The organism is Akkermansia muciniphila (assembly GCF_040616545.1).
Taxonomy (GTDB): domain Bacteria; phylum Verrucomicrobiota; class Verrucomicrobiia; order Verrucomicrobiales; family Akkermansiaceae; genus Akkermansia; species Akkermansia muciniphila_E.
On record NZ_CP156688.1, the window covers coordinates 2148074 to 2159812 of the forward strand.

Below are 11739 nucleotides of genomic sequence, written 5' to 3' on the forward strand. Positions count from 1 at the left end.
TAGAATTTGACCAGATGAAAGAAGAACGTTTCCATGATTCCTCCCTCCAGCCTGAGGCCTACCGCTGGGCCGCGGTGATAGCCCTTCCTCTCCGCCTGGTGGTGGGCTGGACGTATTTCTCCGCTTTCTGGCGCCGCCTAGTTCTGGAAAACAAGCTGATCCCGGAAGACCCGGGCTACATCGGCGTCAAATTCAACCATTTTCTGCCCAATGCTCTGGGAATCAAGCCGGTCATTGAGTATCTGGTGACGCACCCGTCTGAACTCTGGTGGTTCATGGCGGCGTTCACCATCATTGAATTCCTGGTAGGGCTAATGCTCATGCTGGGGCTGCTGACGCGTCTGGCGGCCGTAGGCGTTTTCTCCCTGGCGCTGGGGATTCTGCTGGGTTCCGGGTGGCTGGGGACCACCTGCCTGGATGAATGGCAGATAGGCATTCTGGGAATGTGCGCCGGGCTTCTCCTCTTCCTGACGGGTGGCGGTTCCTGCTCCCTGGACCGCAAGCTGGCGCAGCTCCCATGCTGCACTCGCCGGGCCTCCCTGTTTGCGTGGGTGGCGTCCGGTCCGCTGCCGCTGGGGTACCGGAAGCTGGCTAAGGTTTCCATCTGGTCCGCCGTGTTCATGATGTTCGTCACGCTGGGAACCAACCAGTTCTTCCATGGCGGGGTTTGGGGGCCGCTCCATAACAAGTCCGTGAAGCCTCTGCTGGAAGTAAGCGGGGCTTCCCTGTCCGAGGATGGCCTGCGCTTCAACGTATACCGCACGGAGGGCGTGGACACCTACGGTTCCTTCCTGGTCCGCGTCCGGCTGACGGACGGACAGGGAAATACCCTGTGGAAGATGGAGGCGGACGAGCTTTCCGCCCTCCCTCCTTCCGCTATTGAAAATAGTTATATCGCGCGGATCAAGCCGGGAGCTTTCGGTCTGGTTATTCCGCTGGGGGCGAAGGCCGGCGTGACGCTCCCCGCCGCGCTGCCCGTGGTTCCGGAAGGTCCGGTCTCTGTGGTGCTGACGGACGTGAGCGGCAAGGAATGGTCCGCTCCGGTCCGGAAGGCTGGCGGTGCGTGAGCGGTCCCGGAAGATGGAGAAAGGCAGGATAAGGAGAAGAGTCCCCGTGGGGGAAATTCTTCCGGGCGGTAAGCGTGTTTGTTCGCGACAAGCTGCTTGTCTTCCGCAGGAACTTCTCTGTTTCAGAAGGATACGTTCATTTCCATCTTGACAAGGGTGACGGTGGGGATAAAAGGGGAATGATGAAAACTACCCTGACCATACTCTGTCTTGCCTGCTTTTCGTCCGCTTCTCCGGCGGAAGAAACCTTGAATTCCCTCCTCAAGGAAAGGGAACAGCTTTTGTCCAGCATGGCTGAACTGGCGCAGGAACAGTACAAGTCCGGCCTTGCCCACTGGGATGCCGTAATCCGGGCCAACGTGAATTTGCTGGAATTCCGCCGTGACAATGCCGCCTCTCCGGAAGATGCCATTGCCATCCAGAAGGAGCTGGCCAAGTCTCTGGAACAGGCCTTCCGGCTGGCGGAAAAAGCCTGCGCCTCCAATACGGGTGATAAAATGGAGGTTCTCAGGGCCCGGGACGCATGGCTTGCCGCCAAGTGCACCCTGATGTCCATGGAAAGCCGTTTGGGCGGGGAGGGGAAATAGCCGGCTTCCCGCATGGCTTTGTAAATGGCATTTGTTCATGCCGTGCCTCTCCATGCCGCTGCAAGGCGCGCATGGCTGTTGTGAATGATGGTTCCCCGTATTGGGAAAGCCCCTGTTTTCTTTCCGGACGCAGGAGGCCAGGGTATCCATGCAGCGTTTGCCGTTGGACGCATCCCTTCCGGATGCGGCGGTAAACCGCAACCCATGTTGAAACATCATGTCTGACGAGAAAAATAATGATTCATCCTTCCATTTTCCGGAACCGGATGAAAAGCAGTTCCTGGAAAAAATGGAACGGCTGGAAGGCAAGCTGGATGATCTGGAGCAGCAAGTGCTCCAGGCTCTGGCTGAAGTGGAAATCCCGAATACCTGGCTGGAGGAGTGGGAAAAGTTTGCGGACTCCGCGTCTGAACCCGACGAAGGGAAAATCCGGGAGTGGGTGGAAACCCAGCTGGGCAAGCTGAAGGGGTTTGAAGCCCTGGACCAACTGGAACAGAACCAGATCGCGTCCCTGTATCAGGATGTTCTCCTGTTCTCCCGGGAGATTTTGTCAAGGAAAGAGGAGCTGGGAGGCACACTCACGGATGAAGAACGTGATGTGCTGAATTATGTTCAAAATTCAATTCGATAAATACCATGACTCCATTACTTCATCTCAGGCACCTGCTTGATTTTATTGCGACCAGGTATTTTTCCCACCGGGATGGGAGACGCAGGCTGGATGCCTTTCTCGTTCAGGAAGGCCATGCGGCGCTTCCTCATTATAATTACATCATGGAAAGAATTTCGGGGTTGCCTCTGACCCGGCATTCCGCTCTGGTCCAGATATTGGCCGGCATTGTCACGGCCAGGTTAAGTTGCCGCCTTCATTACAGGGATAATACGCATTATCCTGCCCGCATTCCCACTTGGGTCACTTTTTCCCGGTACGCCTACCTTAATCCGGGTGCTGGAGGGTACCTGATGGGAATGGCGCCGCATCCTGACGCAGCCCTTCTGCCGGGCGTTCCATTGGCCTCCCTGAATCATGCTTTCTCTCCTTTTGGCGGTGCAACCGGCTACGATCCCGCCAGCGGGCATGTCCATGTGCGCCATGGGTTTAATGGCTACATCAAGCAAGAGGCCGACGGGAACGGTGGCTGCAATGTGTATGTGGCGTTTCGCGGGACGGATACGGGACATTGGGGTGTCTTTGCCCCCAATGTATTGACGGATATTTTCCAGTTGTATTCCTGTGATATTTGCTACATTAGGGCGGCGGGGCTGATCCGCCATTTGTTGAATAATGTGCCGGGAATAGTGTCCTTGCGGGCCACCGGGCATTCCCTGGGCGGCGGCATGGCCCAATTCGGTGTGGCGGCCAATGTACCGTCTCCTCTCTTGGTTGGCGGCGTTGCGGTCAATGCTGCGGGTTTATCCGGTAATTCCTTGCGGGTGCTGGGTGCAGCCCATTTGACGGCCGCTGCCGGCGTGCTGGACCATATAACCACTTACTGTGATCGGGTCAGTACGTATGGCGGAGGATTGGTGGGCGGCCGGTACCGCATCCCCAGGCAGAATGCGCCTCTTTCCAACGGCCACGGCATTGCCGATGTAGCCGCCTGTTATATGGCGGCTACAGTGGGAGGAGGAAACATTCCGGCAGATCCCCGTTAGCAGAGCGCTGGGTGCCGGACCGGAAGGCCCTTTGATGCAGTCCCCTCCCGTTCTCATTATTCCCATGAAAAGCGCAAGCCGTCCCATTGCCAGCAATGGGACGGCTTGAACGTGAAAAGGCAATTCTCTTAATGAGGCAGGCGGAAGTTGCGATTGAAGGCAGAGACTTCTTCCTTGAGCTGGGCAAAGCCGTCCGGATTCGGGCAGACCTGGTCGCCCACGTACAGGGCCAGGGCGCGGGCGATGAATTCCGCCACTTGTTCCACATCCTTTTCCTTCATGCCGCGGGTGGTTACGGCGGGCGTACCGATGCGGATGCCGGAGGGCTTCATGGGGGAGCCCGTGTCAAACGGGATGGCGTTCTTGTTCACGGTGATGCCCACGCGGTCCAGGGCTTCCTGGGCGTCCGCGCCGTTGATGCCCTTGTTGCGGAGGTCCACCATGAATACGTGGTTGTCCGTGCCGTTGGAGACGACACGGAAGCCGAGCTCCGTCATCTTGTCCGCCATGGCCTTGGCGTTTTTCACCACCTGGGCGGCGTAGTCCTTGAATTCCGGCTTGAGCGCTTCACCGAAGCAGGCCGCCTTGGCGGCGACCACATGCATGAGCGGGCCGCCCTGCATGCCGGGGAACACGGCCGCATCCAGCTTCTTGGCGTATTCCTCCTTGCAGATCACGAAGCCGCCGCGCGGGCCGCGCAGGGATTTGTGCGTGGTGGAGGAGACGAAGTCCGCATAGGGGACCGGGTTCGGGTGCTGGCCCCCGGCCACCAGGCCGGCGATGTGGGCCATGTCCACAAAGAGGTACGCGCCGCAGGCCTTGGCGATCTGGCCCATGCGTTCAAAGTCGATCGTGCGGGAGTAGGCGCTGGCGCCTGCCGTGATCATCTGGGGCTTCACTTCCATGGCCAGTTTTTCCAGGGCATCGTAGTCAATGGCTTCCGTTTCCTGGGAGACGCCGTAGTGAACCACGTTGTACAGCTTGCCGGAGAAGTTGGCACGGTGGCCGTGGGTGAGGTGGCCGCCGTGGGAAAGGTCCATCGTCAGGATGGTGTCGCCAGGCTTGAGCACGGAGAAGTAAACGGCCATGTTGGCCTGGGAGCCGGAGTGGGGCTGCACGTTGGCATGGTCCCCGCCGAAGATTTTCAGCACGCGGTCAATGGCGAGCTGTTCCACCTTGTCCACCACCTCGCAGCCGCCGTACCAGCGCTTGCCGGGGTAGCCTTCCGCATATTTGTTGGTCAGCAGGGAGCTCTGGGCTTCCCGGACGGAGGGGGAGGCGAAGTTTTCAGAGGCGATCAGCTCAATGTTGTTGCTTTCACGGCGGCCTTCCTCCTGGATGAACGCGGCCAGTTCCGGGTCCGTCCACTGCAGGGGGCTGCCGGAGGATTTGACGACGCGGCGTTCATGGCGTCCGCCTTCAAAGTCTGCGTGCAGCCATGCGTCCAGAACGTCTTCCACGCTTTCATTGTCCACATAGGCGGAGGCCAGGCACAGCAGGTTGGAGTCATTGTGCTGGCGGGAGAGGGCCGCGGCGGGAGCCGTGCGGCAGAGGGCGGCGCGCACGCCCACCCAGCGGTTGGCGGCGATGCTCATGCCGATTCCGGACCGGCAGATGAGGATGCCGCGGTCGTTGGTACCGTCAGCAATGCTGCTTGCGACTGCATTGGCGTAGTCGGAATAGTCGCAGGAATTCTTGGTCATGGTACCCATGTCGGTCACTTCATGGCCCCATGCCTTGAGGAGTTCTACTACGGTTTCCTTGAGGTCGACTCCGGCGTGGTCTGCGCCGATGGCAATTTTATATGTCGTATTCATGGTGGTGCTCATTGCTGACGGGCAGGGATTCTGCCTTATTTCACCCCGGCTGGCAAGCCCCGGATTCACTCCGGACCGTTTCAGGATGTACCGGGCCCGGTATTTCCCCGGAAAAAGAGGCGCCCCGGTTTCTGGAGAAAACCGGGGCGCCTGGAGAGGGATGTGGAATGGCCGTTATTTTCCGGCGGATTCCAGCTTCAGCATGTCCTGGACGATGTTGATGCCTTCCCGGAGTTCGGGATCCAGGCCGGAGGGATATTCCGGGGAATCATCCAGTTCCGCCGTGGGGTCTTCCGCCAGGTGCATGAACTGTTCATTGTCCTTTTCAGGGTCCGCCAGGGGAAGTTCCTTGGCGTTGACGTCATCCAGCGTCAGGCGGTAAATCTTGTACCTGGTGGCGTCTTCCTTGGCCATTTCCGCAAAGCGGGACTTGCGTTCCTTGTTGATGGATTTGCGGCGCGCTTCCAGGGTGGCGTTTTCCTGCTCCCTGGCTTTCTTGTTCAGGGAGAGCTTGTTTTCCTTGATGCGCTGCTTCATCATGGAGATGTCTTCCTTGGCAAGCTGGAGGTCGCGGTCTTTTTCCACGCGCTTTGCGCTGGCTTCCTTCAGCTCGGGCAGCATGGCCGCGATGGAGGAGTCCTTTTTGTAGTTGGTGCAGGGCGTGATCTGGTCATAGGGCATGGCGTAGTCCAGGATGTCTTCCCCCAGTTCAAACGCCGCCGTAGCGGTGGGGAGCTGGATGTCGCTTTCCACGCCCTTGAGCTGGGTGGAGCCGCCCGCCACGCGGTAGAATTTCTGCGTGGTGACTTTCAGGAGGCCGGCGCGGTCCCTGGCGGCAAAGAAGGGCAGGTACTGGCCGATGTCCACCGGCTGCTGCACGGACCCTTTTCCGAAGGTGGATTCATCCCCCACGATGACGGCGCGGCCGTAGTCCTGGAGGGCCGCCGCCAGAATTTCAGAGGCGGAGGCGCTGAGCTTGTTGATGAGCACCACGATGGGGCCGTTAAAGAGCTTCTGGCGGTTGTGGGCGGATTTGATGTCCACGTTGCCGCGGGTGTCCTTGATCTGCACCACGGGACCGTTTCCGGTAAAGAAGCCCGTCATCAGGCGCACTTCTTCCAGGGAGCCGCCGCCGTTGCTGCGCAGGTCAATGACCAGGCCGTCCACGTTTTCCTTGTTCATCCGTTCCAGGATTTTCTTGACGTCCTTGGCGCAGCGGCGGTCGCCGCCTTCCATGTCCGCATAAAAAGAGGGGAGGCTCAGCACGCCGATGCGGTTCTGCCCTTCCGGAGCTCCGGAGAGTTCAATGATTTCTCCCTTGGCCAGTTCATCCTTCAACGGCACCTTGGACCGGGTCATCGTGATGATCTTGGCCTGTCCGGGGGCGTCCGCAGGTTCCACCTTCATGCGCATCTGCGTATTTTCAGCCCCGCGGATCATGTCCACCACCTTGTCCAGCTTCAGGAACAGGATGTCCACCATTTCCCCGGAGTTGTTGGAGTCAATGGCCACGATGCGGTCATTCAGCTTGATTTCCCCGGATTTGTCCGCCGGACCGCCCACGACGATGCCGGTGATTTTGGTGGAGCCGTCGTCCTCGCTGCCCAGCAGGGCGCCGATGCCGGTGAGCTCCGTGCCCATGGAAATCTTGAAGCGGTCCACCTGGCGGGCGCCCATGTAGTCCGTATGGGGGTCATAGGTCATGGCCACCGCGCTGAGCAGGGTTTCCGCCACGTCTTCCAGATCCGTTTCCTGGATGTTGCGCTGGATGCGCTCATAACGCATGAGCAGTTTTTCCTCCGCGGGCTTTTCATTGGCCAGGGGGTCCGGCTTGTTCTGTTCCTTGGCCAGGCGCGCCACGGTTTCACGGCGCAGGATTTCAGACAGGAGCTGTTCCTCCACCATGTCTTTCCAGACCAGCTGCATTTCCGCCTCATCCTTGGGCCAGGCGGCGGTTTTGCGGCGGGAGCGTTCAATGCTCCTGTCCTTGTCAAAGGTAAAGCCGCCCTTTTTCAGCAGGTCCCGCGCATAGGCGATGCGTTGCATGGCGCGCTGGCGGTACAGGGCGTGCATGGCCTGTGCCGCGTCCATCATCTGGCCGGACATCAGGTAGTCGTCCAGTTCCTTGCCGTATTTTTTCTTGAGGGCGTCCACGTCCTGCTGAGTGAAGAAAATCTTGTTGGGGTCTACCTTGCGAAGGTAGGTTTCCAGGAATTTGCCGGACAGTTCGTCGCTGAATTCCTTGCGGGAGAAGTGGAAGTTCTGGAGCAGGAGGGACATTTGCTTGCCCACCTGGTTGAAATCCGTGGCCGCAGAGGCGCAGGAGGTGATGGCTGCCGCGGCCAGGGCCGAGAATGCTGTGAGTCGAATCCAACGGAATGAGTGCATGTTCATAACGGAAAATGGTGCAGTTTTCCCCCTCAGGGAGAAAAGCTAGTGCTGGGATGTAATTTTTACTGATTTGGAGGTGTTTGTCTATCTTATAAAACGTCTACATGACGCTATTTGATGCGCCGGGTTTCCGGATGGGGAAAAGAGAAGCCGGACGGGGGGAAGAGGCTTCGTCCGTCCGGAAATAATGCCGCGCGCCGCGCCGGAAACCGTCTGGGGGAGCACGGAAAGGAGGAGAGGGAAAAGGGGTAAATTCATTGGAGAACCTGTACACCATAAAGTTTGAATTTCTGTGAGGAAGTCCGGCATTTGTCATATTAAGGCTGCCGGGAGGCGGGGCGGCGTGTTTACGCATGCCGCGGAGCTTTTTAACAGCGGTTTCCTGATCCCTTCCGCCATGGCGGTTCAGGGGTGAAAGGGGCGGAAGGAGCTTTTCCCGTGTTTGCGGCGCGGCTGACAGGAAGGGGAGCGGGCGTTTCCTGCCGCGGAGGCGGCGGAAAGAAGCATTTCAGTGTTGAGGTCACGGAGGTTTTCTGTACACTTCGCGTGAGATGAGAACACCAGATCAGGACAAGAACCCTTCCGGAAGCAACATGGGCGTTCTGCTGAAGCGTTCGTTCAGCACCGTGATTCTGCTGGGTTTGCTGGCGGGCGCCCTGTGGTGGGACAATGAACTTGGTTATTACGGGCTCGTTTGCATTTTCTGCATTTTGTCCGCCTGGGAGTGGCGGCATATGCTGCTGCGTTCCAGAAAGGCGTCCCAGCCGAATTTGAGCTTTTTCTTTGGCGCGGCGTATCCGGTGCTCCTGTCCCTGGCGTGCTGGATGACCAAGTTCCGGGCCACCGCCACCATGCAGGAGGGGCCTTTCCTTATTCCTTTCCCCCTGATGCTGGCCCTTGGCGCTCCTGTTCTCCTGGTGGTGATTTCCTTCATCCGTGAGATGAAGAATCCGGTGGTGGGCAGCCGTGCGCTCCGTTCCGTGGCCACCACGCTGCTTTCTTTCATTTATCCCGGCTGGCTGTTCGCCTTTACCATCCTGGCCCTGCATCTGGCTTATATGAGGGTAGGGTATGTTTATCCGGCCATCGTCATGTGCGTGCTGTGGGTCATCCTGGTGACGAAGCTGGCGGACATTTTTGCCTATGTCAGCGGGTTCCTGCTGGGGGGGCGCTTGTTCTCCCGCAGGCTCATCCCCCATATCAGCCCCAAGAAGACGTGGGAGGGCATCCTGGGCTCCTGGGTGCTGACGAATGCGGCGGCCATCGGGCTGGTTTTCCCGATGTTCAGGGTCTCCGCCCTGTCCACGGCCCAGGTGCTGGTGCTGGCGGGCTGCACCTCCTTCATTTTCCTGCTGTCCGTTTACGGGGACCTGGCAGGCTCCCTGGTCAAGCGCAGCCTGGCTATCAAGGATTCCGGCTCCCTGCTTCCGGGGATTGGCGGCATGTTTGACCTGATTGACAGCCCCTCCTTTACCATTCCGTTCTTCTGGCTCCTGCTGGCCTTCATCGGCTGAACCGTCCCGGCGGAATGGATTCCCCTGTAAAAGCCGGTATGGTTCCTCCATCCCTTCCCATTGAGGAAATCCGCGCAGAATTGCTGGATGCGCTTCAGGCCGCCTCGCCGCGCATTCTGCTGAAAGCGCCCACGGGCTCCGGCAAGTCCACCGGCGTTCCTCCCATGTTGGATGACGCCGGGCTTGGGGAGCGCGGCCTCATTGTGGTGGTTCAGCCGCGGCGCATGGCCGCGCGCCTGCTGGCGCGCCATGTGGCCCGTCTGCGCGGGGCGGAGCTGGGGAGGGAAGTAGGGTACGTGGTGCGTTTTGAACGGCACATTTCCTCCCGGACCCGCATTGCCTACGTGACGGACGGCATGCTGGAGCGCTGGCTGACGGAGCGGCCCGGCCTGGAAGGGGTGAGCGCCGTGGTGTTTGATGAATTTCATGAGCGGAGCCTTTCCGGGGATTTATCCCTGGGGCGCGTGCTGGATTTGCAGGAAGGCCCGCGCCGGGACCTGGCCGTGGTGGTGATGTCCGCCACGCTGGAAATATCCGGCCTGCGGGAGTATATGGGGGATTCCTGCCAGGTGCTGGAGGCGCACGGCAGGCAGTACCCCGTGGAAACCGTGTACCGCGCTCCCCGCCTGGTCAGCGATGGAAGGGGCAGGGTGGCTCCCCCTCCCGTCTGGGAGCAGGCGGCGGACGCCGTGCGGGAGGCGGTGAAGGCCGGGGACTGCGGGGACGTGCTGGTGTTCATGCCGGGCGTGTATGAAATCCGGAAGACGGCGGAGCTGCTGGCGGGCAGGCCGTGGATGGGCGGCCGGGACGTTTTTCCCCTTTACGGAGCGTTGACCCCGGAACAGCAGAACCGCGCCGTGGAGCAGGGGGAGAATCCCCGCGTCATCGTCTCCACCAATGTGGCGGAAACTTCCCTGACGATTGAGGGGGTGCGCACCGTGATTGATTCCGGGCTGGTGCGCCGGTCCGGCTGGGACCCGTACCGGGGCATGGATACGCTGCACCTGACGAAGATTTCCAAGGCGTCCGCCGCCCAGCGCATGGGCCGTGCCGGGCGCGTGGCCCCGGGCCGCTGCTTCCGGCTGTGGAGTGAGGCGGAGCAGGCGCGGAAGGCGGATTTTGACCCGCCCGAATGTTTCCGGGTGGATTTGGCGGGAGCCGTGCTGAATCTGGCCGCATGGGACATTACCGCGCCGGAGGGCTTCCGCTGGCTGGATACGCCGGATGAGCTGGTGATGCGGCGTGCCGTGAACCTGCTTGCCGCCCTGGGCGCCACGGAGGAGGACGGCAGCCTGACGGACGTGGGAAGGAGGATGACGGCTTTTCCCCTGCCGCCGCGGCTGGCGCGCCTGATTGTGGCCGGGCAGGATGAACAGTGCGTGGTGGAGCTGGCCGCCATTGCGGCCCTGATGCAGGGGGAGGGAGTAGCGATGAAGGGCGGCTTGAATGACAATCTGCGGGATTCCGGGGATTATACGGATTTTCAGGCGGAGTGGCGCGCGGTGGAAAAGGCCGTGGCCGCCGGGTTTGATGCGGGGGCCTGCACCCGCTGGGGAATCTCCGCCCGCGGAGCGCGGGAGGCGTGGATGGCGTACAGGCAGCTTCTGTCCATCGGCAGCCGGGGAAAGTTCCGTGACGTGCCGGAGCCGGATTTCACGGCGGCGCGTCCCGCCGTGGTCCGCGCGATGATGGAGAGTTTTGCGGACCATGTGGGCGTCCGGAACGGCGTGGCCGCCAACACGTGCCGCATCACCGGAGGCGTGGGGGGCAGGCTGGCGGAGGGCAGCGTGGTTTTCCACGGGGAGCATTTTGTGGCCGCGGAAGTAGCGGAATTGTCCGGAAAGGCGGTGGAAACCCGAGTGGGCCGCTGCACGCTCATTGACCCGGAGGAGCTGCGCGCCGTCTGGCCGGAACGTTTTTCCGGCGGGGAGGAGGCCGTCTTTGACGCCGTGCTGCGCCGCGTGCGCCTGCGCCGGAGGCTGATGTATGAGGACCTGGTGCTGGAAGACCGGGACCGCGGAGACGCGCCCCCGGAACTGGCCGCACCCATCCTGGCGCAGAAGGTGGTGGACGGCACCTTGAAGCTGGTGAAGTGGGATGATTCCGTGGAGCAGTGGATCCGCCGCCTGAACGGTTTGAGCGTGTGGATGCCGGAGCTGGAACTGCCCCGTTTTTCAGAGGAGGACAAGCTGGTGGCCATCTCCCTGGCTTGCGAGGGGGCCGTGGGCTACAAGGATATCAAGGAGAGGGAGATTCTTCCGGTACTGCAGGACTGGCTTTCCGGCTGGCAGGCGAAGGCGCTGGAGGATTATGCCCCGGTAAGCATGACGCTGTCCAACGGCCAGCACGCCAAGGTCAGGTACGGGGAGGATTCCACGCCGGTGATCGGCCTGACGGTGCAGCGCCTGTTCGGCGTGGCGGAATCCCCGCGCATTGCCAACGGGGCCATGGCCGTGAAGGTGGAGGTGCTGGCCCCCAGCCAGAGGCCGTGGCAGGTGACGGGGTCCCTGGAAAGCTTCTGGCGGAACGGCTACGGGCAGATGAAAAAAGACCTGGCGGGGCGTTACCCGCGGCACCGCTGGCCTGATCCCGGAGAGCTGGATTTCCTCCCGCGTTCCCGTTGAAAAGGCGAAAGGATTTTTCTGTAACAAAACAGTGGCAAAATCGTCCGTTTCCGTGTAAAGAGGCGGTGGTGCAGCTCGCGGAC

General features: G+C 60.7%; 8 protein-coding genes. 6 read left to right on the forward strand and 2 right to left on the reverse strand.

The annotated features are described in order from the left end of the window. Window positions 1-14: 14 nt before the first annotated feature. The 4 genes from ABGM91_RS08850 to ABGM91_RS08865 all read left to right on the forward strand — a co-directional run bounded on the left by ABGM91_RS08850 (window position 15) and on the right by ABGM91_RS08865 (window position 3310). Window positions 15-1067: a TQO small subunit DoxD gene (locus ABGM91_RS08850; RefSeq protein WP_354831540.1), complete on the forward strand. Its 1053-nt coding sequence runs from the start codon at window positions 15-17 to the stop codon at window positions 1065-1067. A 179-nt stretch (window positions 1068-1246) separates the two neighbouring features. Beyond that, window positions 1247-1654 carry a hypothetical protein gene (locus tag ABGM91_RS08855; RefSeq protein ID WP_354831543.1) on the forward strand — a complete coding sequence of 136 codons (408 nt, stop codon included), beginning with the start codon at window positions 1247-1249 and terminating at the stop codon, window positions 1652-1654. Window positions 1655-1871: 217 nt separating this feature from the next. Continuing rightward, window positions 1872-2285 (forward strand): hypothetical protein, encoded by a 414-nt coding sequence (locus ABGM91_RS08860; protein ID WP_354831545.1) that lies wholly within the window; start codon window positions 1872-1874, stop codon window positions 2283-2285. Between the two features lie 143 nt (window positions 2286-2428). Further along, entirely contained in the window at window positions 2429-3310 is an 882-nt protein-coding gene (locus ABGM91_RS08865) for a hypothetical protein (RefSeq protein ID WP_354831548.1), read from the forward strand. Window positions 3311-3438: 128 nt separating this feature from the next. On the opposite strand, the gene rpiB is transcribed toward ABGM91_RS08865, so the two are convergent. Next, window positions 3439-5127 carry a ribose 5-phosphate isomerase B gene (gene rpiB / locus ABGM91_RS08870; RefSeq protein ID WP_354831550.1) on the reverse strand — a complete coding sequence of 563 codons (1689 nt, stop codon included), beginning with the start codon at window positions 5125-5127 and terminating at the stop codon, window positions 3439-3441. A 174-nt stretch (window positions 5128-5301) separates the two neighbouring features. Continuing rightward, window positions 5302-7515, reverse strand: coding sequence for a carboxy terminal-processing peptidase (locus tag ABGM91_RS08875; RefSeq protein ID WP_354831553.1), 2214 nt, complete (start codon window positions 7513-7515; stop codon window positions 5302-5304). Window positions 7516-8069: 554 nt separating this feature from the next. Between ABGM91_RS08875 and ABGM91_RS08880 the strand changes: the two genes are divergently transcribed. Together ABGM91_RS08880 and hrpB are read left to right on the forward strand one after the other, a co-directional pair. Then, window positions 8070-9032 (forward strand): phosphatidate cytidylyltransferase, encoded by a 963-nt coding sequence (locus tag ABGM91_RS08880; protein WP_354831555.1) that lies wholly within the window; start codon window positions 8070-8072, stop codon window positions 9030-9032. 38 nt (window positions 9033-9070) lie between these two features. Next, window positions 9071-11656 (forward strand): ATP-dependent helicase HrpB, encoded by a 2586-nt coding sequence (gene hrpB / locus ABGM91_RS08885; RefSeq protein WP_354831558.1) that lies wholly within the window; start codon window positions 9071-9073, stop codon window positions 11654-11656. Window positions 11657-11739 lie beyond the last annotated feature (83 nt).